19 protein-coding genes are annotated in these 26296 nt (G+C 44.8%); 12 read left to right on the forward strand and 7 right to left on the reverse strand.

From position 1 onward, the window contains the following. Positions 1-40 precede the first annotated feature (40 nt). Positions 41-1345, reverse strand: coding sequence for a MipA/OmpV family protein (locus J8Z23_RS08325; protein ID WP_074191483.1), 1305 nt, complete (start codon positions 1343-1345; stop codon positions 41-43). 237 nt (positions 1346-1582) lie between these two features. Here J8Z23_RS08325 and J8Z23_RS08330 point away from each other — a divergent pair, with 237 nt between their 5' ends. The 3 genes from J8Z23_RS08330 to J8Z23_RS08340 all read left to right on the forward strand — a co-directional run bounded on the left by J8Z23_RS08330 (position 1583) and on the right by J8Z23_RS08340 (position 4514). Beyond that, positions 1583-1933, forward strand: a complete 351-nt coding sequence (locus J8Z23_RS08330) for a hypothetical protein (RefSeq protein WP_182036576.1) — start codon at positions 1583-1585, stop codon at positions 1931-1933. A gap of 9 nt (positions 1934-1942) precedes the next feature. Next, positions 1943-3883, forward strand: coding sequence for an alkaline phosphatase D family protein (locus tag J8Z23_RS08335; protein ID WP_434632934.1), 1941 nt, complete (start codon positions 1943-1945; stop codon positions 3881-3883). A 190-nt stretch (positions 3884-4073) separates the two neighbouring features. Next, the gene (locus J8Z23_RS08340; RefSeq protein ID WP_005394215.1) at positions 4074-4514 is read left to right on the forward strand and encodes a TerB family tellurite resistance protein; all 441 of its coding nucleotides are present in this window, start codon (positions 4074-4076) and stop codon (positions 4512-4514) included. Positions 4515-4765: 251 nt separating this feature from the next. Here the strand turns inward: J8Z23_RS08340 and J8Z23_RS08345 are convergent, their stop codons facing one another. Next, entirely contained in the window at positions 4766-5296 is a 531-nt protein-coding gene (locus J8Z23_RS08345) for a 3'-5' exonuclease (protein WP_005394213.1), read from the reverse strand. A gap of 83 nt (positions 5297-5379) precedes the next feature. Beyond that, entirely contained in the window at positions 5380-6921 is a 1542-nt protein-coding gene (locus J8Z23_RS08350; protein WP_301659380.1) for a sensor domain-containing diguanylate cyclase, read from the reverse strand. 289 nt (positions 6922-7210) lie between these two features. Between J8Z23_RS08350 and J8Z23_RS08355 the strand changes: the two genes are divergently transcribed. The 3 genes from J8Z23_RS08355 (at position 7211) to J8Z23_RS08365 (ending at position 12682) form a co-directional block, all read left to right on the forward strand. Further along, positions 7211-7843, forward strand: a complete 633-nt coding sequence (locus tag J8Z23_RS08355; RefSeq protein WP_005394205.1) for a DUF2760 domain-containing protein — start codon at positions 7211-7213, stop codon at positions 7841-7843. Continuing rightward, a complete protein-coding gene (locus tag J8Z23_RS08360) occupies positions 7843-9810 on the forward strand; it encodes an Hsp70 family protein (RefSeq protein WP_434632939.1) in 1968 nt (655 codons plus the stop codon). Before J8Z23_RS08355 ends, J8Z23_RS08360 begins: the two co-directional genes overlap by 1 nt. A 61-nt stretch (positions 9811-9871) precedes the next feature. Further along, positions 9872-12682 (forward strand): Hsp70 family protein, encoded by a 2811-nt coding sequence (locus J8Z23_RS08365; protein ID WP_301659382.1) that lies wholly within the window; start codon positions 9872-9874, stop codon positions 12680-12682. 98 nt (positions 12683-12780) lie between these two features. On the opposite strand, the gene J8Z23_RS08370 is transcribed toward J8Z23_RS08365, so the two are convergent. Continuing rightward, on the reverse strand, positions 12781-12975 hold the full coding sequence (locus J8Z23_RS08370; RefSeq protein WP_005394200.1) for a hypothetical protein: 195 nt from the start codon (positions 12973-12975) through the stop codon (positions 12781-12783). An 86-nt stretch (positions 12976-13061) separates the two neighbouring features. Here J8Z23_RS08370 and J8Z23_RS08375 point away from each other — a divergent pair, with 86 nt between their 5' ends. The 6 genes from J8Z23_RS08375 (at position 13062) to J8Z23_RS08400 (ending at position 20966) form a co-directional block, all read left to right on the forward strand. After that, positions 13062-13748 carry a DNA-3-methyladenine glycosylase I gene (locus J8Z23_RS08375; RefSeq protein WP_301659383.1) on the forward strand — a complete coding sequence of 229 codons (687 nt, stop codon included), beginning with the start codon at positions 13062-13064 and terminating at the stop codon, positions 13746-13748. 576 nt (positions 13749-14324) lie between these two features. Beyond that, on the forward strand, positions 14325-15668 hold the full coding sequence (locus tag J8Z23_RS08380; RefSeq protein ID WP_041852964.1) for a sodium/glutamate symporter: 1344 nt from the start codon (positions 14325-14327) through the stop codon (positions 15666-15668). Between the two features lie 193 nt (positions 15669-15861). After that, positions 15862-16374 (forward strand): prepilin-type N-terminal cleavage/methylation domain-containing protein, encoded by a 513-nt coding sequence (locus J8Z23_RS08385; protein WP_054867094.1) that lies wholly within the window; start codon positions 15862-15864, stop codon positions 16372-16374. Between the two features lie 273 nt (positions 16375-16647). After that, positions 16648-18387, forward strand: coding sequence for an ABC transporter transmembrane domain-containing protein (locus J8Z23_RS08390; RefSeq protein WP_301659410.1), 1740 nt, complete (start codon positions 16648-16650; stop codon positions 18385-18387). A gap of 3 nt (positions 18388-18390) precedes the next feature. Continuing rightward, positions 18391-20166 carry an ABC transporter transmembrane domain-containing protein gene (locus tag J8Z23_RS08395; protein ID WP_301659384.1) on the forward strand — a complete coding sequence of 592 codons (1776 nt, stop codon included), beginning with the start codon at positions 18391-18393 and terminating at the stop codon, positions 20164-20166. Positions 20167-20417: 251 nt separating this feature from the next. Next, complete coding sequence (locus J8Z23_RS08400; RefSeq protein ID WP_301659385.1) at positions 20418-20966, forward strand: hypothetical protein; 549 nt, start codon at positions 20418-20420, stop codon at positions 20964-20966. 41 nt (positions 20967-21007) lie between these two features. On the opposite strand, the gene J8Z23_RS08405 is transcribed toward J8Z23_RS08400, so the two are convergent. From J8Z23_RS08405 to J8Z23_RS08415, 3 genes are all read right to left on the reverse strand, one after another. Beyond that, positions 21008-23230 (reverse strand): TonB-dependent siderophore receptor, encoded by a 2223-nt coding sequence (locus J8Z23_RS08405; RefSeq protein WP_301659386.1) that lies wholly within the window; start codon positions 23228-23230, stop codon positions 21008-21010. A gap of 201 nt (positions 23231-23431) precedes the next feature. Continuing rightward, positions 23432-25408, reverse strand: a complete 1977-nt coding sequence (fhuB, locus tag J8Z23_RS08410; RefSeq protein ID WP_272165095.1) for a Fe(3+)-hydroxamate ABC transporter permease FhuB — start codon at positions 25406-25408, stop codon at positions 23432-23434. After that, entirely contained in the window at positions 25405-26289 is an 885-nt protein-coding gene (locus J8Z23_RS08415) for an ABC transporter substrate-binding protein (RefSeq protein WP_104969484.1), read from the reverse strand. The genes fhuB and J8Z23_RS08415 overlap by 4 nt, the downstream gene beginning before the upstream one ends. Between the last annotated feature and the right edge of the window lie 7 nt (positions 26290-26296).

Here is a 26296-nt window from a genome sequence, read left to right on the forward strand (position 1 = left end):
AGTCAGTTGCAAATCCGACCTATATGCATCTTACGATACTCTAAAACTCGAACTGGAAGTAAATGGTATTGTAGTTGCTCCCGCCTTTAATGCGCCCAAACTGGGACGCACTTTCGAAAATTGCTGAGCGGTGATGCAATGAATAACCCACCCACATATTTTCCCAGTTTTTTTGGTTGAATAAGTCACCTATATTTACATCAAACGAGAAGTCTAAGTAGTTCAGTAGCTTACTTGGTGTATAACCCTTGTCTTCCATTTCGGTTCCTTCGATGTAGGTAATGTTGTCGACGTATGACATACCTTCCGCAACACCAAATCGCCAAGTCGTTGGCCAATTAACGGTATAATAAGCCTTAATCGCCATCACGTATTCTGTGCTCGCGGACTGAACACTGGACGACCAGTGATGAACCAAACCTGGCGTTAAATAAATATCAAGAGGAAAGCCAAACAACTCGTCCGTTAGCGGGTGCCCATAAAACAATGAAGTAAGTTGATTGTCGTATGGGTCTTTTTCTCTCTCAAAGCTAAATATTTCACCAATATTTGAAGGTGTCGCCCAACCATGCGCGATACGTAGATATGGTTTATTACTCAGTGTTGATTTCGGAGCTTTGCCTTTATCGTTGAAAAAGCCAAAACCGACAAACACTTCACCTTGATATCGGTCTTCTACAAGCTGGCTGTTGTAGGCATTATCATCTAAGCGAGTGACACTCGTCTCCCCCAATAAATACAAGTTGGAAGTCACATGATAACGCGCTTTGATGCCGAGGTTGGCGTCAAGTCCTGCTCCAATTCTTTCCCCAGTAACATCTTTAAACGCATAATATTCACTGTTGAAGTCAGCGTCTTTGTATCGAATCGTGATAGATGGCTCTAACTCCCAATCACCAAACGCATAATTAGCGGCAAGGCGATAATTAGAGTGAAACTGGAGTTCATCGTCCGTCATTAGTTCTACTTCCGCGCGCCAGTTGTCGTTAATGCTATAACGAACTTGACCACCAAAGTCGACTCTGTCCCCTTCATTGGCATTTTGTAGCGACATGGGAATATCAACAAATCTCAATCGCATGATCGCACTCGCGCGCCAGTCAGAATCACTCTCGTCATACAGAAAAACGCCGCCTTCAATGCCATTGATATACAAATGCTCGTTTTCAAAGAACATCATTGGTACAAATGTACTCACCGTCGAGTCATTATCGGCGGTATAAAACGGAATCGATGCGGTGCGATACATCGCTGCAATTCCCCACGTTTGCTCTTCTACACCATACGCAGAAGAAGCCATCGCAGCTAAAGGCAAAGTGAGTGTTGTTAGAATTAATCTCTTCATGAGTTCGAAAAATGTTGGTTGAGAAGCAGGCAAACATCAATGATTTGCCATTTAAAGCTTATGTTCTTCTGATGATAGCCGTTACAATGACAAATGTTGTCATCCTCGTGACAGTTTGAGTCCCAAGATTATATTAATATTGCACGACTAGATGAGCTTATTTGTGAATATTTTTACTATCGTAACAAGCTCTTAAAACTCTAGCTTAGTTCCAAATCAAACATAATGAAGTAAAAAGTGAAAGCATCAGAACTTATCTCTACCTTGAATCATATACCCGCAGACACGGACCCAGACATTGTGATGGGAGAAGCATGGCTGCCTGAAAGGTTGATAGGGACTCAACTTGATGGGGACATGTTATTTTTGCACTTTGATAATGCTCCAGAAGATGGTCAGGGAGACGAGGAGGGACGCGGCTTCGTCGAGCACGAAATAGATCTAATCAGAACGCGACTTCAGCAGATTTTGGATGAAGACAGTGATAACGCGTCAAAAGCCGATGCCATGCTAGGTTTATTCCTTATGGGACATGAACTTAGCAGTTCACAAGTTATCGAAATATTAGAAGAAGAAGCTGACACATAAGGAGCCGTTTTGCCAGCATTGATGAACACGACTGAAACATCTTCACTTCCTCTTATCGTTGCAGGTCCGATTTTGCGCAAAGTGACCGCAACTGAAATCAATATTTGGCTAGTCACCACCCAACGCTTGGAGGGTATGGTGCAAATTACGGATGAAAACGCCTCCGTCATTCATCAAGCCCCCTTAAGTGAGCAAAAAGAACAGCTTCAAATCGGTCTCAATGCGTGGTGCTGTTTGTTGCAATTAAAGGGCGAGTTTCCGACCCATCAAACGTTACGCTATCAAATACAAACGCAACACGGCTCAGTAACGGAACTGCTTCCTCATCTGACTTATGAACGAGATAACTGTCCAAATTTGGGCGTTGAGTTCCTAATCAGCGAAAAAGCAGATTATGTTCTGCATGGCTCGTGCCGGAATCCCCACCACTTCAGTAAAGATACATTGGTCGCTGCGGATCATAAAATCGCATCTCAAACCATCGAAGAAAGACCAGATATGCTCATCATGAGTGGTGACCAAATCTACGCAGACCATGTTGCAGGCCCTACTCTGGACGCCATCGAACAAGTCATTGCCCTACTCGGTTTACCGGACGAAGAATTCGAGCAAGCGCCGATAAAAAATACCAATGCCCTCTACCAGCACTCAGCTTGTTATTATGGTCGGGACAAATTGTTGCCTCATTATGTGAATGATGGCAGTTTACTGAGTACGTTTTTCCCGCACAGAGGGACGCCAATATTCAGCGCCAAAGAGTGTGAAAACCATCTAATAAGCTTTGCCGAATGCTTTGCAATGTACTTATTGGTTTGGTCTCCGACCTTATGGAAGCTTATTCGGACAGATCGCTTATTAGAAAATGAGTTTACTGTCGGCGGAGCAACTCTCGACCCCAAATGGCAACAGCAATGGCGAGAAGAAAAAGCTCAAATAGATAAATTCGTCTCAGGTCTAGATAATGTTCAACGCCTACTTGCTCACATTCCAACCTACATGATCTTTGATGATCACGATGTCACCGACGATTGGAACCTTACCATAGGCTGGGAACAAGCCGCGTACAGCAACGCCTTTGCGAAACGTATTATCGGGAACAGCCTGATTGCCTACTGGCTTTGCCAAGGCTGGGGAAACGCGCCAGAAAAATTCAATGATGAGTTTATGAGTACCGCTCAACGCTTTTTCAACGAGCGTTCCTCACAAACTCAAGATGCATTTATTCAATATTTGTATCGCTTTGAGAATTGGCATTACACCATTCCGACGACGCCAAAAGTTGTCGTGCTAGATACGCGAACCAGACGCTGGCGTTCTGAGTCTAAAATGAACAAGCCCTCTGGGTTAATGGACTGGGAAGCAATGATTGAGTTCCACCAAGAACTTGTTCATCAAGACAAAGTTATCATTGTTTCTGCCGCGCCAATGTTCGGAGTGAAATTTATCGAAGCACTGCAGCGAGTAGTAACGATGCTTGGTAAACCATTAATGGTCGATGCTGAAAACTGGATGGCGCACCCCGGAAGTGCGAATACGCTTATTAGTATTTTTACACATACTAAGACGCCGACCAATTTCGTTATTCTCTCTGGCGACGTGCACTACTCTTTTGCATACGACATTAAACTTCGCTACCGAAAAAATAGTCCGAATATCTATCAAATCACCTGTAGCGGGATTAAAAATCAGTTCCCAACCCAATTGCTCAATATTTGTGATGGTCTAGATAGGCTTCTATATAGCCCTCGTTCGCCTTTAAACTGGTTCACAAAACGTAAGCGGCTAAAGATCTACAAACGCGCACCAAGTTCGCACAATTTTTATCGCTTAGTTAACCACAGCGCCATTGGTGAGCTGCGTCTTGATGACGAAGGAAAGCCGAGCCAAATTAGCATTCTAACGAGCGATGGCGAAGAGGTACATTTTCCACCAACTCGTGCAGAAGGCTAAATCTCGCTCCCAAAATGACTTGCCCTTTCTTGAAGACAAGTCATTTTTGACTGAACTAAAAAGTACGAGGGATTTGGGTAGATGAGCAAAGCTCTTGACTGTCAACGGCGTGCTAAATTTGATACCACACCTTGAGATCTACCGTATTTATGACCATGTTAACCAAATAAACAATAGCTCGGTGTTCAATATGTTTAACTCTCTTACCTCATTATTTAAACAGCTCATTGAAGGCTCTGATTTAAGCCAAACCAACACACTCTCTCCGAATATGGCTATCGCGTGCTTGCTGTGTGAAGTATCTGGCGCAGACCATAACGTCGATGATAAAGAGCAAGAAACAAAGCGTTCATTATTGATGAAGCTTCTGTCATTAAATGAAGAAGAATCAAATGCTTTGTTAGAGCAAGCGCAACAGAAAATAAAAGACTCCGCGTCTCTGTACGATTTTACTTCTCAACTGAGAGAATTGACTCAAGAAACACGCTACAACTTAATCAAAAGCATGTGGGAAGTGGCGTATGCCGATGGCGAAATTGATCCACTAGAAGATGCAGTGATCCGCAAAACAGCAGAACTACTCTACGTTGATCACAGTGAGTTCATTCGAGCAAAGTTGCAATCTCAGTAAGGAAACAAGGTAAACATGTAAGTCGCGCAAGCTATTTCAAGTCTACCGTGAAATGATGGCGAAGATTGAGTTCTATAGCCATAAAAAACGCGCATTACGCGCGTTTTTTCGATAAGCCAACGACATTGTTATTAAAATACTGGTCAAGATATGAATATGTTTGACGAGCTCTACACTAAACAGATTCCATGACAAAACAACAATGGTTGAATGACGATTTGATTACAAGTTTGCCGATCTATATCGGACCATTAAAGCATAGTCAGAGCAAGCTTCGCTAAATTGTACGCATCCACATAACCAGAATGTTGGCGCCCTTCCCAATCAATGCCTTTTGCTTCTTGAGCGGCTCGGTGACCAATACGCTTATCCTTAAGACGATTTTGAATGCGATAAAGCGTCGCTAAGTTGATGAACTCCGTAAATGGCGCTTCAATACCTTTTTGCTTACACTCTTCAAGCAGGATGAGGTCATCTCGGCCCCATGATGCATAAATCTTGTTACGACCACCGAAGTTCTTAACCATGGATTTAAGCACTTCTTCTAATGGGCGTCCTTGTTTTTCAATTTTACGTGGCGTAATACCTGTTAGCTCGGCACAAAACAGCGAAACTTCATCATGTTCAGGTTTTACGTAGTATTGAGCTCGCTTGACTATCTCGCCTCTAGACAAATCTATTTCAGCCAACCCAACTTCGATAATTTCACCCGTGCTGCCGACACCATTTTCGTTCCAGCAACACATTTCTAAATCGAAGCATACAATACGGTTATGGTTCATAGTTTGTCTTGATTCCTAACATAAAATTTTAAAGCGTGCGATTCTACCGTAACACGGTGGAAAACTCGAATTTGCGCGCCCATTTAATCGCCAATCGACACATTATTACGACCGTTTTTTTTACTCAAATAAAGTTGATTATCCATTTTGTGATACAGGCTTTCAGGATCTTCATCTTTATGGACAGCCGCGCCGATACTTAACGTGCAAATGATTGAAGCATCGCCATAGTCAAAAGCCGTACTTGCCACGATGCTCCGCAACTTTTCCAGATAAGCTTCCAGTGCTTCTTTATCAATGACTTTAGAAATAATACAGAACTCATCACCACCAGCACGATAAAATCGGTCTCCAGGCTTTAGATTCGCACTGACTAGCTTAGTCACATGCTGCAATGCTTCATCTCCCCCTAAATGACCGTGCTTGTCATTGATAATTTTGAAGTGGTCGATATCAAAACCAACCAATGCGAAGCTAACACCTTTGTTTATCTGGCTAAGCAAATGATCGTTAAACGCTCGGCGATTGAGTAACTGAGTTAGAGGGTCACGCTCAGCCATCCTTTTCAATTCGACGGTTTTAAGCTCTAACATGACCGCCAAGCGCTCTTTTTCTCGTGACTGTAAATTCACAATCCAACTAATCAAAAAGGCGATTACCAACCCGGCTAATGTCGTGCCCGCTAAAATAGAACGCTCCCAAGCAGAGACGGCATCAGAAAGTTTAAAATCAATCCGCCACTCACGATTGGGCAGCTGAATGGTACGGCTTATAACCGTTCCTCGAATGTTATCCCAGTTTGAACTTTGGAAGAGAACGGGGTCATCTGCTGCGTCAAAGCCTAAATCTTCTACGCGCACCGACATATCTAGCTCGGTCGCGGTTTTCGTGATCAAATCCTCAAAGTAAACCGTACTTCGAATCACCCCTGTCACTACACCTAATAAATGTTTATCCTCGAAGTCAAACACTGGATGGAACACTAGCAGCCCAGTTTTAGGGATGGACTTGTCATACCCATCTTGCAGTAAGCGAACTTTATCCGAGACATTCGCTCGCCCATTTGTGGATATATCATCCAAGATGAGATCGAAGCGTTTACGTGAAAAATAGAAACCTAATAGAGAAAGGTTTTCTGGTGTTCTTGGATAAATATCCGATGCGATAAAAATTGGCTCTTTGTGTTCAAAAATGTATCCGTAGGTTTTAGGGCCATCTTTAGGAACGGTAAACGGTTGGAAATCAGGAAATGTTTGACGGGTCTTTAAAATATGCTCATCAAGGTCGTCGAATTCGACCTTTTGCATCCATTGAAGTCCAATTAGACTTCGCGAGCTATTGATTACTTGTTCCGCATACATTGGGAACGAAGACCAATAGGTGCGTTCAATCGAATGAAAAAAGTTTGCACCTGCACCAATGAACTTTAAATCATTTTCGACGTTTGCTTTCAGTGATTCTGCTTGTCGGTCAGCTAAAGTATCAAACGTCGTCTGCGTATACCGTTGCTGCATCGTATAAGCAGCACCGACCACACCAGCAGTGACACACAACGTCGCTGCAAAAGCTAGAATAGAATCTGAATGTCGTTTGATAACGCTCTTGTGAGCGGTGCTTTGTGTCATATCGTAATTTTGATACTTCCGTAAGTTAAACTTCGGGATCTATTGAAATACTGCGTTAGCAACGCACAAACATCAAGCAACAACCTATGCTGGGCAGTCCGATCGTCGATTTTTCACGCTGTTCGTACGGTATAGTCACGAATTATTACAGCCTTAAGCCTTGAATATGCTACCATCCGTCATCATTTTAATGTCTAAACTTGGTGCAAGATCGCAAAGACGATCGTTTTAGTGAACACATATGAGCCAATACTGAGCACCAATAATCAATAGAAAGAGAAAAAACGTCATGAACATTGATTTGAACCTAATTCCTCAAACGTTCGATATGCTTCACGCTGGCCTAACCGCATCGAGCGTTTTGCTTCTTTTAGTCGCGGTCTCTCGCAAATCAAAAGTGGTTGAGAAAGTCGTAGAAAAACCGGTCGAGAAAATCGTCGAAGTTGAGAAGCCAGTTGAGAAGATCGTCGAAGTAGAAAAAGTCGTTGAAGTTGAGAAAGTCGTTGAAAAAGTGGTTGAAGTTGAATCGAAACTTGCAACAGCATCAACGGACTCTGCAATGCAGCTGCTTTCTATCATGCAGCAAGAAGCTCGTCTGATCGACTTCCTACAAGAAGACCTAACGTCATTCTCTGATGAAGAAGTCGGCGCAGCAGCTCGCGTAATTCATACTGGTGGCCAGAAAGTATTGAACGATTACGTAACACTTGCGCACGTTCGCAACGAAGATGAAGAAACTCGTATTACGGTTGAAGAAGGCTTCAACCCACAAGAAATCCGCCTTACTGGCAACGTGACAGGCAGCGCGCCATTCCAAGGCACGTTAGTGCACAAAGGCTGGAAGGCAACATCGATGAACCTTCCTAAGCTGGCTGAAAACTACGATGCATCTGTGATTGCTCCAGCCGAGGTTGAGCTGTAATGGAACACATGAACCAAGAAAATCATTCTCAAGAAACGAATAACCAAGCGTTTGCTCAAGAACAACAGACGCCTAAATTCAGCGTCGGTATCGACTTAGGTACAACACACTGTGTCATGTCTTTTGTTGATACACACGACGAAGACGCTCACGTAGAAGTGATGCCTATCCCGCAGCTGACTGCACCAGGCACGGTAGAGACTCGTAGCCAATTAGGCTCTTTCCTATACCAACCACACGAACACGAAATGAACCCGCAATCACGCGTTCTTCCGTGGTCGAGCGAGCCAAAAGCTCTGGTTGGTGCTATCGCGCGTAACCTAGGTTCAAAAACACCAATTCGTCTTGTTGCAAGTGCGAAATCTTGGCTTTGCCACGGTGGTGTAAACCGTCGTGACGCATTCCTACCAGCGGGTAGCCCAGAAGAAGTGGAAAAAGTATCCCCTCTTCGCGCAACCGAGCTATACCTTGAGCACTTAAAAGATGCTTGGAATCACGCAAACCCAAATCACAATCTTGCCGATCAAGACGTTACCATTACGGTTCCGGCTTCTTTCGATCCTGCTGCTCGTGATCTAACTGCAGAAGCAGCACGCAACGTTGGTTTTGTGCACCTAACGCTTCTAGAAGAGCCACAAGCTGCACTTTACAACTGGATTGATAACAGCAACGACAAATGGCGCGACGAAGTTGAAGTTGGCGACATCGTGCTTGTGGTCGATATCGGTGGTGGTACAACTGACCTTTCTTTGGTTGAAGTAACTGAAGACGACGGCAACCTAACTTTGAACCGCATCGCGGTAGGTGAACACATCCTACTTGGCGGTGACAACATGGACCTTGCACTTGCGTACCGCTTGAAGATGAAGCTAGCGCAAGAAGGCAAAGAGCTACAGCCATGGCAAGTTCAGGCGATGACGCACGCATGTCGCGATGCGAAAGAAGCGCTCTTGAACGACAGCGAACTTCAGTCAGTGCCAATCGTAGTACCAAGCCGCGGTTCTAAACTGCTTGGCGCAACACTGAAAACAGAACTAACTCAAGAAGAAGTACAACAAACATTGGTTGACGGCTTCTTCCCTCAAGTTGCGATTACGGACCACCCTGTTCAACGTAACCGTGGTGCACTAACGCAAATGGGCCTGCCTTACGCACAAGATGCGGGTATTACTCGCCACATTGCAGCATTCTTGTCTAAGCAAGCACACGCGCAAAGCGGTGTTGAATCAGCGCAAGCTCAAGATTTCAACCCATTTGCAAACATGCCAGGTATGCCAGGGGCGGATGCAGCGCAATCGGCTGACTTCATCAAACCAACGGCAATCCTATTCAACGGTGGTGTGCTGAAATCAAAACTTCTAGCCACTCGTCTAGAAGACACGATCAACGAATGGCTAATTGAAGCAGACGCAGAAATGGCGAAACGCCTAACAGGTGTGGATCTAGACCTTGCAGTTGCTAGCGGTGCGGCTTACTACGGCTCTGTGCGTCGTGGTCAAGGCGTTCGTATCCGCGGCGGTATTGCTTCGGCGTACTACGTGGGTATCGAAAGTGCGATGCCTGCGATTCCGGGCATGGCGCCTCCAATGGAAGCACTGTGTGTAGCACCATTTGGTATGGAAGAAGGCTCAAGCGTTGACGTACCAAGTCAAGAGTTTGGTTTGATCATCGGCCAGCCAGTTAACTTCCAATTCTTCGGCTCAACCGTTCGTCGTGACGACCTAGCAGGTACTCACCTTGACTACTGGGCACCAGAAGAGCTTGAAGAGCTACCAGAAATCCAAGTAACGCTGCCTGTATCTGAAGGTCGTCGTGAAGGTGAAGTGGTTCCAGTTACCCTAGCTTCTCGCGTAACAGAGCTTGGTACGCTTTACTTAGAAGCCATTGCCGCTGATAACGGGCAAAAATGGCATGTTGAGTTCGATGTGCGCGAAGACGCGAAAAGTGACTCAAACGAAGAACAATAATTAGAAGTCAAACGGCATCCAATCGGGTGCCGTTTTTAAATACACGAAGGTTTGGTTTTGTATGGCATCTCCTCGTTTCCTTGTTGGTATTGACCTCGGCACCACAAACACTGTGGTGGCCTACTGTGAAATCACCGACAACCTTGAACAATCCGAAGTATCCCTATTTGACATCGACCAACTGATTGGTCCGGGCGAAGTCGTTCGTAAACCACTTCTGCCCTCTTTCCGCTATCATCCAGCTGTAGGTCAAATCTCCCATTCTGACCTCACTCTTCCTTGGGACAACGAACCTGTTGCTGGCGACATTAACAATGTCATCGTTGGTGAATGGGCTCGCGAATTAGGCGCGAAGGTGGAAGGACGTCAGGTATCCAGTGCAAAAAGCTGGCTATCGCACCAAGCGGTAGATCGTAGCTCAGACATTCTCCCTTGGGCTGGCGCGCAAGACGTAGATAAAGTCTCGCCCGTCATTGCCAGCGCAAGCTACCTTAACCACATTCGCCAAGCATGGAACTACCGACATCCTAGTAACAAGCTAGAAGACCAAGATGTGGTTGTGACCGTTCCAGCGTCGTTCGATGAAACCGCTCGTAAGCTCACGCTTGAAGCCGCAGAGTTGGCAGGTTTAAAGAAAATCGTCCTGCTCGAAGAGCCACAAGCCGTATGTTACGACTGGTACGCACGCCATCAGAAAACCGCAGCTGATGAGCTCAAAGAGTTACCGCTGATTCTGGTGTGCGATGTGGGCGGTGGTACCACCGACTTAAGCTTGATTGAAGCAAGTTTCTCTTCTCAAGATGAGCTAGCCCTTGATCGTATTGGCGTTGGCGAACACTTAATGCTGGGTGGTGATAACCTCGACTTAGCATTAGCACACCTTGCGGAAAGCCGCTTCAATCAAAGTAAGAAGCTCACTGCAGCAAGCCTGACTAAACTGATTCAGCAAACTCGCAAGGCGAAAGAAAACCTGCTTTCAGCGAGCGCACCTGACGAAGTGAAGATCACCATGTTAGGTAGCGGCTCTAAGCTACTTGGGGGCACAAAGAGTATTGCTCTAAGCAAACAAGAAGTGCACCAAATCGCATTAGATGGCTTCTTCCCGCTTTCTGATTTCAGTGACGTACCAGACAAACGTCGTAGCGCGGTTGTCGAGTTTGGCCTTCCATACGTTGCTGACCCAGCGGTGAGCAAGCACGTTGCCGAGTTCTTAACTCAGCACCAGCAAGTCGCTCGTGCCGCTCTTGGCATTGAAGACGATAAACAAAACGCGATTCCAGTTGGCGTGTTGTTGAACGGAGGCGTGTTTAACAGTGATCTGGTGACTGAACGTGTCACCGCCCTACTTTCTGACTGGCGCGGCGCACCAGTTACGGTATTAGATAACCCACATCCAGATTGGTCTGTTGCATTAGGTGCTGTAGCATTTGGTAAAGCGCGTCGTGGCGCACAACTGAAAATTGGTGGTGGTGCAGCGCGTTCTTACTTCTTGCATCTTCAAGAAAAAAACAAAATGGGTAAAGCCCTCTGTTTACTTGCAAAAGGAACAGAAGAAGGCCATGAGATCCGTTTAAGCGGTCGTCGTTTCTCGCTCACTCTTGGAGAGCCAGTCCGCTTTAACCTGCTGACTTCTACCCACGATACCTTAACCAATAACACCGCCATTCAAAATGGCGTGATGGTTGATGTTGACCCAGACTTGTTTGCTCCGCTACCGCCTTACATCACGACACTTGAAGGTGAAGGCGCAGAGTTACAAGCTAACCAGAAAGAACGTGTCGAAGTGCAATTGGCTTGTCAACTAACAGAAGTTGGCACTCTTAAGATGGAGTGTGTCAGTGCAGAAGACGACAACAAACGTTGGGAGCTGGAATTCGAAGTCCGTAACAAGCAAACCGACGACAGTGAACAAGTTAAGCTTCACCCTAAACTGAACGAATGTAAGGAGCTGATCGCTCGCCTATACAGCGGTAACAAAAAAAGCGCAGAAGGCAAAGAGATCAAAACCTTAGCCAAAGATCTTGAGAAGAAGCTCGGCAAACGTGACGAGTGGGATTTCACTACCCTACGTCAACTGTTTGATACCTTTGCACAAGGTCGTAAACGTCGCCGTCGTTCTGAACAGCACGAGAAAAACTGGCTTCGTTTGGCGGGCTTTGCACTGCGTCCGGGCTTTGGCGATCCAACAGACTCTTGGCGTATTGAGCAAGTTTGGGGACTGTATCAACAAAATATTCAGTTCAAAAACCATCAAGGCTGGACAGACTGGTGGGTATTCTGGCGACGTATCGCGGGCGGTCTAAGCCAAGAACAACAAGAAACCATTTTGGCAGACATCGCAAAATATCTGCATCCCGGCGCGATGAAAAACCCACAATCCGCCAAAGCGGCACAAGACATGGGTTACGAATCCATGGTGCGTCTTTCAGCCTCTCTAGAGCATCTAGAAGTGGAAGATAAAGTTCTATTGGCAACGTGGTTCTTGAGTAAAGCGATCAACCAAAACCAGTTTGAACAAGCGCACTGGTGGGCGATGGGACGTTTGGCTTCTCGCACACCACTTTATGGCAGCCAGCACAACGTCATTCCTCGTGAACAAGCAGAACAGTGGTTGCCTAAGCTGTTAGAGCAGAACTGGCAGAAAGAGCCAATGATCGCGTTCGCAGCCGTAATGATTTGTCGTAAGACGGGTGACCGCCTGTTTGATATTTCTGACGATTACCGAGAGCAAGTTCTAACGAAGCTGAAACAAAGTAAAGTGCCCGAATCTTGGGTATCACTAGTTAAAGAAGTGAAAGAGCTTTCAGAAAGCGAATCAAAACGCGTCTTCGGTGATGCTCTACCAAGCGGTTTAACGCTGGTTCATCATTAAACCCACTCTACACAAGAAGACGAGTTAGACGTACAAAGCCCTTCCGACGAAGGGCTTTGTTGTATCGCATTCTTTTGGTTTTGGTCGTGTACAACGCGCTAATTCATTTCTGTCGTAATTACTACATCGCGCGTTTCGTTATCCATATCGCTAATACCGACCACCGACACTTCTCTGTCCGATAGAGTCTCAATTAAGCTGTCTTCTAATCCGCCATCAGCCAGCCAAGTATAAAATTTATCCGCGATACGCTCCGAACCTTCCCCGACAAACGTTAGTGTGACCTTCTTCATTTGTGACACTCCATCAATTTACGATTCAGCCACTTAAGCGTAGTATGTTTCGCAAATATCGACATAAACTAGGACTAACTTCTTTTATGAATATCGAAAAATTTGACGCGATTTATCAACGTGCTGCTGAGCGAAAAGGCGGAGAAGATCAGCTTGAAGCGCTATTGTCTCACCCATTAAGTAAAGAGGAATTAGCAGCGATTCCCGATGACCGTTGGCTCGCCGCTTTTTCGATGAAGGTGTTCCAAAGTGGGATTTCGTGGAGCGTGGTTCGCAACAAGTGGCCGAACTTCGAAGAAGTGTTCTTCGGATTTAAGATTGAGCCGCTATTGATGCTGTCTGACGAACAATGGGAAACCAAAGCAACGGACAAACGCATTATTCGCCACCTCACAAAAGTCATGTCGATTCCGGCCAACGCTCGCATGATCCATGAAGCAAGAATCGAATATGGCTCGTTCAGTAACATGATTGCTGAATGGCCTCGGGAAAAGATCACGGATCTATGGGGCTACTTGAAGAAGCATGGTAGTCGTCTGGGTGGAAATACAGGCCCTTACACTTTACGCCAAATGGGCGTTGATACCTTTATCTTGTCTAGCGACGTAGAGGCTTACCTGCACAATTGCAAGATCATTGAAGGTGGCAAAGACACGAAAAAGTCCTTGGACTCTGCTAATAAAGCCTTTATTCAGTGGCAGCAAGAAAGTGGAAGAAGCTTGACCGAAATCAGTCAAATTATCGCGTTTAGTACTGGTGACAACCGAATTTAAACAAGCACTTTGTAGCTCTGGGGGGCGAAATTCCGGCCCCCCTATAACGCATGATATTTGCGCGAATCACTCTACTTTAGCTCTTACTGATATTACTACTTTCTCGATTCCTCCAAAAAATCCCTCCTTAAAGTGGCAAAATCCCCCTTCAAATCACAAAAAGTTATCATATCGACAAATTATTTTTCTTGTTCAATATTTTTATTTATCAATTATTTAATTACAAGTGCCCAGTTTTAAGGCACTAAATATTGATGACGCTCAATTGCATTGCGCTGACAAACTGACTAGGATACACGCCCTTCCTGAGTGAACTATCAGAAACTTGATCGAGGAATTTATTCAAATTTCTCAACACTTCGTGAGCACTCACAACAATTGCACTCACTTTATAGATTTAAGGATCAACAGATCCGTTAATACAAATTCGACAGCGCAATAGAGTGCTGACTAGAACAACCATGACGCGATGTCACATGAGTGACTATTTTCGTGGTTTTGTGCTGGAAGTTATTTATTACATCAAGGCTGGTTAAAAGGATGAGCCCCTTGAACGCATTTACTGGAGGACAAGAAATGCCAAAAGGTCTAATGCTGACTGACTTAGCCATCGCTGGCTTACTATTAATTGCAGCAAAAGTAATTCGTGTACATATGCCTTTACTACAACGCATGTACATTCCATCTGCTGTATTGGCTGGGTTATTTGGTCTTATTTTTGGCCCAGCTCTGCTTAACGTATTACCTTGGACAGATACCTTTACCGCAAACGCAAGCCTCTTAACTGCTGCACTTTTTTCTGCGTTGGGTTTAGCAACAGATGTCCCGTCACCAAAAGTGGTTGCTCAACGAGCAGGCTCATTGTGGGCGTTTAACCAAATTGCATCCGTGTCGCAATGGCTGTTTGCAGCAATGTTTGGTTTAGTACTTACCACCTTCTTTTGGCCTGACATTAATCCTGGATTTGGCGTAACCATGTCCGCGGGATTCATGGGCGGACATGGTTCAGCATCTGTAGTCGGTGAAATCTTCACGGGACTTGGTTGGGAAGATGGTTTTACACTTGGTTTAACGTTCGCCACGGTTGGGATCTTTATTTCAATCTCGGTGGGCATGTTAATGCTTCAGTTTGCGTTGAAAATGGGCTGGATTCGTAGCTTTACGACATTCGACAGCATGGACGAACACGAACGCAAAGGCTTAGTGAAACCTGACGATCAAGAACCTGTGATGAAAGATACGATGTCATCATTGTCAGTCGATTCTTTCGCGATTCACGCGGCGCTGGTTGTAGTGGTAACCGCTTTCTCTTATGTAGCAGCCAACTACTTATCTTCTTTCCACGATAAGGTACAAATTCCGACTTTCGTTACTGGCTTTCTGGGCGGTATGTTAGTTCGAATCATCGCTAAGCAAACCAAGGCATCTCATTACCTATGTGACGGCGCGTTCAAACACGCAGCGGGTATTAGTACGGATTACCTGATCATCTTTGGTATCTCAGCGATTAAGATCACGGTTCTAGCGCAGTATTTAATGCCAATGGTAGTGCTCGCAATTGGTGGTATCGCGTTCACGCTATGGCTTATCTTTTGGGTTGCACCTCGCATCATGGGAGATGACTGGTTTGAGAAAGGCATTTTCTCTTGGGGATGGTTAACAGGTACAGTCGCTATGGGTATCGCGTTATTACGCATTGTCGACCCCAAAATGCGCAGTAAAGTGTTAGACGACTATGCTATCGCTTATGTTCCAGGCTCAATTACGGACATTTTCATCATCTCGCTTATGCCAATCGCAATGTATAACGGCATGCACTGGCAAGCGTTAGGTGTTGGTCTAACCTATATCGCCGTTGTCTTATTTATTTGGCGATTTGTGTTTAAGCGTAGCGGTCAAGCCGTCGCAAATGAGTCTTAATTGCTCATTTCGGGAGGTATTTTATCCTCCCGAATTTAACTCTCTCCCCTTATTCGATAGCCGCCTCCCACCAGCATGCAACAAATAAGCAACTTGTTTTATATTTAAGATCTGCAAGCTTGGTCACCCCTTCCCATCCTTTTTTAATACTTGACCTACGCATTTTTATATCAAAATAGCGGCCAAACTATTCATGACTCATGGAGAAAAGGCAGTGCATCGCTCTCAAGGATTTACCCTCATTGAACTCATTGTGTGCATCATTATCCTTGGTGTCGTTAGTGTTATTGCCCTTCCTAAATTTCTTGGTCTGCAAAAAGATGCCCGAGTGGCAGTACTATATGGCGCGAGGGAAGCGCTCATGACTGCAAACAACTTTGTGTACACTAAAGCCGTTATTCAATCTCAAGAGACGATAGATGGCGGCAAACAATATAACATTGATCTAGATAATGACGGCAATAACGACCTAATTGGTTACTTTGGATTTATTAAGAATGTCATTCCCGCAAAAGAGCTGGCAGGTTTCGACCCTCAACTCACTATCAATACTTGGTACGGGGTAGACAGCCCGGACGAACCCTATTTCCTTATCGGCTTTGCAAACAAACCTGTTGGTCCAGACCATATGTGTTATGTCGAAGTTTACTACCCAGAAACTCCAGGTGGCCAAGTCAGCTACAAAATACAAACTGACGACTGCTAGTTCTCCTAGTGAGTGAAAGTGACAGTTGCACTTTTGGTGCTTTCATCGCTTTTAGCAGAATACTGGCCCCAAAATCCATTATTAACAACTATTTCACATAATGTTGTTTCATAGTTAGCTTGCAGCGAGAAAACAAGTAATTCGCGACCGCACGCGCCCGTAATCGAAACAATCTATCGTTTTTCCGACCGCCAATAATTTGTGCTTGTAAACTCATCATTTCGCTCAATAATAGTTCTATAACAAATTCAATAATTTAAAGCGGGAGGCATGATGAGAATATTCTGGCAGTTACGTTGGTATTTCCAACAAAAGTGGAAGCATTATGTCGGATCGATTTTGCTTTTCGCTGTGATATCAACTCTACAACTTGTTCCTCCTAAAGCGGTCGGTATCATCGTTGATGGGGTCGTAGATAACACGTTAAATACAAATACGCTGATTCTGTGGCTCTTGGGACTCACTGCACTGATCTTTGCCATTTATGGATGCCGTATCTTATGGCGAATTTGGCTTTTCGGCGCAAGCTGGGAACTCGGAACCATTCTACGTAATCGTCTCTATAGGCACTTATCGACACAACCACCCCGATTTTTCGAACGTTATAAGACCGGTGATCTGATGGCGCGTGGTACTAATGATGTACGTAACATCGTAATGACAGCCGGCGAAGGGGTTTTAACGGCAGCCGATTCCTTGATCACGGGTATTGCAGTTTTAATCATCATGGTAACGCAAGTTAGCTGGAAGCTCACCGTTATGGCACTTCTTCCAATGCCGTTTCTTGCAATCATCATCTTTTTTATCGTCCGTATACTGCATCAACGTTTCCGCATTGCTCAGGAAGCCTTTTCTACCATGTCAGACATGACGCAAGAGTCACTTAACGGCGTGCGAATGTTGCGAGCTTTTGGGTTAGAGAATCAAGAACAACAGCGCTTTGACGATGTAGTCGATGATACCGGTCAGAAAAATATCGCCGTCGCTAGAGTCGACGCGAGATTTGATCCAGCTATCCAACTCACCATCGGCCTCTCTTTCCTTCTCAGTGTCGCTGCTGGTGCTTACCTTGTCGATAAGGGAGAGATCACGCTTGGTGATCTAACAGCCTTTACGATGTATTTAGGGTTAATGATATGGCCTATGCTGGCCTTCGCTTTCTTATTTAATATTTTAGAGCGAGGCTCCGCAGCATGGAATCGCCTACAAGAGATCTTTGATGAAACACCAGAGATTGTCAGTGGAAATAAACCATTAGAAGATAAACCACTGCCATTAAAAATTGATATCGATGCTTTCCACTGGTCCAGTGATTTACCACCAGCTCTAGCCGAAATAAAAATCGAACTTGAACCCGGTAAAATGTTGGGAGTAGCTGGCCCTGTCGGAAGCGGAAAATCAACCCTGCTAACGCTGCTTTTGCGTCAGCACGACCTAACAAACGGTTCAATTACATTCGGGGATGTTGAGATTAAAGATGCCCTACTTCCTCAGTGGCGCAACCGCTTTGCCGTGGTTAATCAAAGCCCGTTTCTATTTTCAAAATCTATCTTTGACAATATTGCCTTAGGCAACCCTAACGCGGGAAAGGAAGAAGTCTACAGAGCAGCAAAGTTAGCCTGTATACATGACGATATTGAGAAGTTTCCTGAAGGCTACCAAACAGAAGTCGGTGAAAAAGGCATTACACTCTCCGGCGGGCAAAAACAACGTATTGCGATAGCACGCGCTATGCTGTTGAATGCCCAAGTGTTGGTTTTGGACGATGCACTTTCCGCTGTTGATGGACGGACCGAACATCAAATCCTTAAGAATTTGGAAACGCACTACCGTGATCAAGCCCTAATCGTTATTGCGCACCGCCTCACCGCATTGGAAGCAGCAGACGAGATCATTGTATTGAATCACGGACACATTACTGAACGTGGCCAACATAGCGCTTTATTAGCGCATAAAGGCTGGTACGCCGAAATGTTCGAGTACCAAAAACTAGAACAGGCGATGGAGGAATAATGAATGAAGCAGACCAGTACGTTTAAACGGTTAATGTCTTACCCATTATCTCAACCAAAGCCAATGATTAAAGGACTCGCCTTGCTGTTTATTGCAGCGTTAGCCAGCGCCGGCGGCCCTTGGTTAATTCAATATTTCATTGATGAGCACATCGCTAAAGGTGACTATTCACAAAATATTCTGATTTCGCTAGCAGTAGGTTATATCGCTCTTCAGATCGTATCGGCAACATTCCAGTATTTTCAGTCATTGCAATTTAGCATTGTCGCGGCTAACACGATCAAAGCGATTCGTAAGCAAGTATTTTCTGGCGTGATTAAGCAGCCGTTATCTGCGTTTGATTACACTCCTGCGGGGAAATTGGTATCGCGAATCACCAACGATACGGAATCTCTACAGCAATTTTATGAGCTCTTGATCGCGACCGTGGTGAAAAACGTGGTCATGATTGTGGTGATGCTTGGCGTTATGTTTTTCATGAGCTGGAAACTCACACTTGTTGTGCTTGTATTGCTACCGATCGTCATCGGCTTTATGTACTTGTTTAAGCAGCTAAGTACAGAAAGCTACCGAAAGATGCGTGACCTATTGACTGATATAAATGCGAATCTGAGTGAATCCATTCAAGGGATGAGTGTCATTCAATTAATGCAACAAGAAGAGCGTTTTAATAAACAGTTCAACGAGCTAACCGCAGAGCATTTGGTGGCATCTAAACGAGTGATTCGGCTAAACGGCTATCTGCTAAGACCATTGATGGACTTGCTCGCTGGCCTCGCGTTACTTTGCTTGGTTGCGATCTTTGGCTTTAACGGTATTGAGTTGATTGGTGTGGGGGTACTGTATGCGTTTATCAGTTATCTTGCACGCGTTACTGAGCCATTAATTGAAATGACTCAGCAGCTTGCTCTACTTCAGCAAGCGTTAGTATCAAGCGAACGTGTGTTTGAATTGATTGATGCGAAAGAACAAACTTATGGGGACGATCATCAGCCATTAAGGTCAGGTGCTATCGAACTTAAAGACCTCACATTTAGCTACGATGGTAAACAGGACGTCCTAAAAGACATGTCGTTGAAGGCCAATCACCAAGACTTTATCGCGCTTGTCGGGCATACAGGAAGCGGTAAAAGCACATTAGCGTCACTGTTAATGGGCTTTTATCCAACGCAATGTGGTGAACTGCTCATCGATGGCCGTCCACTTAAAACACTAGGGAAAGACGTCCTTCGCAAAGATGTGGCAATGGTTCAGCAAGATCCGCACATTCTCCCTGCTTCAGTCAGAGAAAACATCTCTCTTGGTCGAGCGGTTGACGATACTCAAATATGGGATGCGTTAGACAAGGTAGGTTTGGCAGAGCAAATTCACCGTTATCCTAATGGGCTAGACACGCAGTTAGGTCAAGGTGAAACCAATCTATCTGCTGGACAAAAACAGCTCTTAGCGTTAGCGCGTGTGCTTGTGGTAAAACCTAAAATATTGATATTAGATGAAGCAACGGCCAATATTGACTCAGGAACAGAAGCTTTAATACAAAAGAGCTTGGCAGTACTCAGACAAGACATGACACTAGTCGTTATCGCTCATCGACTTTCAACTATTTTGGATGCGGACCAAATCATTGTTCTTCATCATGGGGAGTTAGTAGAGAAAGGCACACACAAAACACTGTTGAAACAAAATGGTCGTTATGCCCAAATGTATCAATTACAGCAAGCAAACCGACATTTACAGCAGATTGAAGAAGAAACCAAGCAACTCGAAGAAGCGGTGTGATGTTTATACCCATGCCTTCTTTTTATTTGGTAGGCATGGGCATAATCGGCCCAACTTCAAAAGTTAGCCTGATTAGCTTCCAATTTCTTCATAATGTGAACTAATTTTCTATTTCTTACCTATTATTGACATAACCCCTCGCTATATCACGCAAGGTCGTTGTAAAATCGTACGGTACTTCAGTCTGGCGCCCTTTGCACTAGACTGTTTTCACTTTCTAATAATGCATATTAATCTCATGACACAAGTCCATGGACAAAGATAAGTTTACTAACATCTATCGCTTGCCTGGTTCGATTCAAATTCGTATCGGTAAATGGCAAAAAACGTTCCGCGGTACCTCTGATTTGATTTTACATCAGGCGCTAATGGAGCGTAATAAGCAGTTTAAGAAGCCAGACTTTTTACCTAAAGGCTGGTGCGTCACTCCTATTGACGAAAAAGATATTACTGTCACGCACCACGGTAAATATATCCAAACCGTCATGCGCACAATGTTGGACAGAAAGGTCTCGTACAAGCGATTATTCCTATCTCGAATGAGTGCGGAAGAAGGTGAAAAAGTGCTCCACAATTACAAACTGGAGTGGGTAAGAAAACATAACCAGATCGCCAAAAAGTACAATCAAATTAAGAAGAAACAGTACATGAACTTTGCAAGAGAAGAAGAGGAAACCCTCTACCCTTCGATTCCAAAGGGTGTGTTTGACAAAACGTTATGGAACAAGCTCGTCGTATCATCGTTTGGTCCGCAGAAAAAGTACAAAAACCCACATTTTGTCCGCAAAGCCGATTTCTAAATAAACACCCCTACACTAGGGGTGTTTATTTATCCGTTAAATCACCAATCGTAAGTTAAACTTGCAATAACATTTTGTCGATCACCATACCAACAAAAACCATCACATGTCGCTATGTACTCTTTATCAGTGATATTTTTGGCTGCGACTTGTAGCTTGTAATCTCCAATGCGATAGCTGACCGTCGCATCCATTAAAAAGTAACTTGGTACTTTTAGTCTCTCTTCATTATCTCCGTATGACTCACCTGTATAGCGCGCACCTAAGCCAACCGCAAAGCCATCAAAAGGTCCATCAAAGAAACGATAATGTGCCCAAGCTGATGATACGGTATTCGCCACTTGGGAAGGTGTTTTGCCAACCCATTCGTTATTAACGTCTTCTTTTATCTCAGCGTCAACATAGGCTATGTTTCCGATTAATGTTAAAGAAGGTGTCACATTGGCTACAGCTTCAAACTCAACGCCGTTATTTTCTATTTTTCCTATTTGCGTCAATTCACTCAAGTAGATACGAGCCAAGTTTTCTTTTGTTGCTCGATACGTTGCTATATTGAAATAGCCATCGAATGAATCCGGTTGGTATTTTACACCGATTTCAATTTGATCACCGCTTTCCGGTTTCGCTGGCTTACCATTGCTATCTTCTTGAATTATTGGGTCAAAGTACTGAGAGTAACTAAAGTATGGTGTGAAGCCAGAATCAGAAATATAAGCCGTTCCCACGCTAAACGTCCACTCTCCATTATCGACTTTCGTGCGAGCACCCGTGGTAACATTATGTACTTCGTTACTTGTATCGTCGTAACGAGCACCCAATAACATTGTCCATTTATCGTTGATCAGCATATGATCTTGAAAGTAGACGCCAAGCTGCCGATTATCGATTTTCGTTCTTTGCTTATCGGTTTCGCTCAATGGTTGTAGCGTATTCGGATCGAGTAACATTATGTTATCCGAATAAGTAGGATTAAATACATTAAACCTAGGGTCAGGCAAAGCTCCCATTGGTGTGTTTAATAATGCATTACCATCAGCAACGATAGGGTCATTGGCAAAATCTTTACCATCGATACTGATCATTTGAAAATCTATGCCCAACATCAAGTTATGCTCAACGCTTCCCCAATTTACTTGGTGCATCAAACGATTATCGATATTAAAAGCATCAGATGACCCATCTTCTGTTGAAGCGCCCCGAAGTATGGTTTTGCGTTCATTTGATGGGTCCAAAGCCGGCCCCAACGCAGGCACATCAGCCGAGTAAACGTACGAATACATTTGTCTTAGCTTAACATCCATTTCGCTGTAACGAGCTGCTTGAACAAATGAAGTGGTATCATTAAACGCATGAGAAAACTCATAGCCTAAAGACACCTGCTCACGCTCAAAGGTCTCCCAGTTAGGGTTACCTATCGCTAAACTATCACTGATCTTTCCATTTTTGTTTGGCGTTAACGTTCCTTCAACTGGCAAAAATTGCAGATAAGGATCTGAGTCGTCTTTTTGATAGCTCGTTAGAAAGGTAATTCCAGACATCTCATTAAATTTGTACGTCATTGATGGAGAGAGAAGAATGCGCTCTGCTTCTACCCCACTAATTCTCGTCCCATTTTTTCTCGCTAACCCTTGAAAGCGGAAAGCTAACTGCTCACTCACCTCAGAGTTTACGTCAAGAGAAAGTTGTTTACGGTCTTCAGAACCGTACTCCAAAGATACAAGCCCTGAGCCCCCATCAAATTGAGGTCGCTTACTGACGACATTGATGACCCCACCAGGAGGGTTTTGCCCATAAAGAACAGACGCTGCACCACGTAAAACTTCAACCCTTTCCAAAGCAAACGGATCTATTTGCCAACTATAAAAACCAGAAGAATATAAACGGGTACCATCTTGATACAGCCCGCTGTTCGCCTGTTTAAAACCACGAATAATAAACCAATCTTGCTTGTTATCTTCGCCGAAATAATTAGTTTGAATACTTGGTGTGTACTGTAGTGCGTCAGAAATGCTAATAGAGGCACGATCATCCATTTGTTCTCGCGTAACAACAGACACCGCTCTTGGAGTCTCATTGATGGCAATATCAGTTTTCGTCGCTGCCCGACTCTTCGCTCCAAGATAACTAAAATCAGGACCAACTGCACTGTCTTGCTGCTGTCCAATCACAACTATATTTTCATCTTCCTGAGCCAAGACATTTGGCGTTGATAACGCTAATACAACCGCCATTGACGTTGGTGTCAGCATAAACTGCCGAGTCATATTATTCTCCTTTTTTGTCGGCAGCCAAACCAACCCTTCATGACTTCAGCGATCGCTGAAAGAAAAGCGAGTTACGGCATCGCCAGTTGTTTCCATAAAAGACAAACCAGAGGTTTTGCATAAAGCACTCGCATAGGTTGCGAATGCCACTGCGAGAGCTTGTTTGTATAATTACTTTCTTGGTTGAGGCGTAGCTCGTATCTACAAACGGCGTAATCCCCACATCAGATACAAACCGCCAATGAGAGATGCCATCAGCCCTGTTGGTATTTCTTGTGGGTAAAGAACTTGTCGTCCCAACCAATCGGCCAACAACATCACGCCGGAACCCAATATCGCGGCGCATAACATGTGTTGTGACGCTTTGTTAAAGCCAAATAAGCGAGCTAAATGCGGAGCCAGTAACCCAACAAAACTAATAGGACCAACAACCAATGTCGCACTGACCGTGAGACAAGCAACTAAAAGCAGCAGTATCGCGCGCGAACGATCAACGCGAATCCCAAGTGCTTTAGAGGAAGCGGCGCCAACAGGAAGAATATCTAGCCATCTTACGCAAAGAAAACTCAACCCTATAAAGACAAGCGCAGATAAAGACAATGGGAGTAACGTTTCAACCGAAACATAGTAGGTAGACCCAGACAACCAAGCCAATGCTTGATAACTTCTTGGGTCACCAGTGGCTAGAATAAAGCTCTGTATTGCATTCATCAGTGCGGTAATAGCAATACCAGTCAACAAAATGCGCTCCGGCTGAAAGCCTGACTTACGGTTTAGCAACACAATGACTAATACCGTCGCTAATGCGCCTACGAGCCCGCCTAGAGAAAGAGTGAAAATTGACGAACCAAACCCAGTAAACATCGCGATAATCAACCCCATCGCTGTCCCTGAACTGATACCGATCACTTCAGGACTTGCCATTGGGTTTCCACTTAGGCGTTGAATCATGGTCCCAGCAATCGCCAACATTGCCCCCGCAATTGCTGCTGCAAATAATCTAGGTGCGCGCCATTCCAAAAAAATCCAATTTTGGCTAGCAAACAAGTTTGTCCACCCTTCATTTTGCACAGCAACCGTGGCAAAAAGAACAACGGAAATTAATGTGCCGATCAACGCCAATGAGATCGCTTTAGGGTTTAGCTTGTAAACATGTTGACGATGTCGAGTTAACACCGTTTGAGTATGACCCTGCGTCTTTTGTGATAAGCGAGGTAGCAGCCATAACAGTAGCGGAGCGCCCAGTGCAGCGGTTGCTGCTCCCGTTGGTATAAAACTCGCCATTAGCCCTGGCAGTTGCTGAATAACCAAATCGGTTAAAGTCAATAACATGGCACCAATCAGCATCGATACCCAAAGCTTATGCTGGATTTTATTGATACCTATCAATCGAGTAATCGCTGGCGCTGCTAATCCGATGAAACCGATGATTCCTACTGCAGAAACGACCCAAGAAGTGATTAACACCGCAAGCCCAAGACAGACAAAGCGCAGTTTGGCTAGCGAGACACCTAAACTCTTGGCACCTTGCTCGGAGAGTTCTAACAGACTTAACGGCTTTGCAAACACAAATGCGATAACCGTAGCAAGTGCGATTCGAGGTGCAAGATACGAGAAATCACCCCATCCGCTCTGAACAAGCGAGCCCGCTCCCCATATCATTAATCCATTCAGCTTTTCGGTATTCATCATCAGAATAACCGTACTTAATGATGCAAAGTACAGGTTTATCACTAACCCAGAAACGACGACGACCGTTGGAGATAACGCTCGTCGCCATGACAACAGCATCACCAACCCCATCGATGTCACACCGCCGATGAGAGCAACCAAATTAGGTGCTATATCCAACATCCAAGGGGCAAATAGCGTAGCTAACATCAAAGCAAAACTTGAACCGCTCGCCACACCTAATGTTGTTGGCGAAGCAAGAGGATTGCGCAGAACTTGTTGCATTAATACCCCAGCAACCGCTAATCCGGCACCAGAAATAATCGTGGTGAAGACTCGTGGCCACCAGCTAAAGTGAAGTAAGACGGAATCGATAGATTGAAAGTTAGGTTTCCATAAACTGCTAAGAGCCAGTGAGAATGAACTTGCTTGATACAATTGGAAAGCACCAATAGAAAAGGTAAATGCCGAAAGTAACACCACAAGGCTTAAAGGCATGGTTTTCATTGTTCTAACTCCTCGACCTTACTCGCCGTAACTAACTCCGCGAACCGAAGCGCTGAAGGCATAGAACCAAAACTCCAAACAGGCGCGACTTGCATGACCTTCTCACCAGATTGTTGAACAACGTATTGCCAAAACGGATCTTGAGAGAGCCGCTTTTCGCCACCGTGAGGCAATGGCTCAACGATAACAATTTGGGCTCTTATACCTGCTAACTTATCGATGCCGACTAAGCTGAAGCCCCAGCTATTTGTCTCTTCGTTCCACGCATTACTCAGCCCAATCTTTTCGATAGCCTGAGAGTAAAGGCTATTCTGACCAAAAACACGAACGTGCTTCGTATCCATAAACTGAATCATTAAAAGCGGCGGCTGGCCTTTGTTTATGCGCTGTTTTAGTAAAGAGAAACGTTCTTCATATTGTTGGATAAGTGCCTCAGCCTCCGCTTCTCTTCCTAGCTCTTCACCAAACCTCCGAGTGAAACGAGTAAGTACCGACCAATCTGTAATCCCGCTTTCATATAAGTCAATCGTGGTAACGGGGGCAATATCGACTAAGCGATGCTTCATTGAGGAGAAATACGGGGCAATAAAAATACGGTCAGGTCTGAGCTCGTAAATACGCTCTATATTGGGTTGAGTTCTTAACCCTACATCCTTAGTTTGAGGTGGTAACGGTGGCGATTTTACCCAAGCATCGTAATCTTGCCCTTGAGCGACGCCTACGGGCACGACCCCTAACGCCAACATCGTTTCAGTTTGTGTCCAATCAACCGACATCACCCGAGGTGACGCCTCAGCTACTGCTTGAAAGGAACTGACCAAAAGCGCACTAAGTGAGAGAGCGAAAGAGAAATGCTTAAGTCGAGTGTTTGTACTGCTCATTATTCAA

Source organism: Vibrio sp. SCSIO 43086 (genome assembly GCF_051132235.1).
In the GTDB taxonomy this organism is placed as follows: domain Bacteria; phylum Pseudomonadota; class Gammaproteobacteria; order Enterobacterales; family Vibrionaceae; genus Vibrio; species Vibrio diabolicus.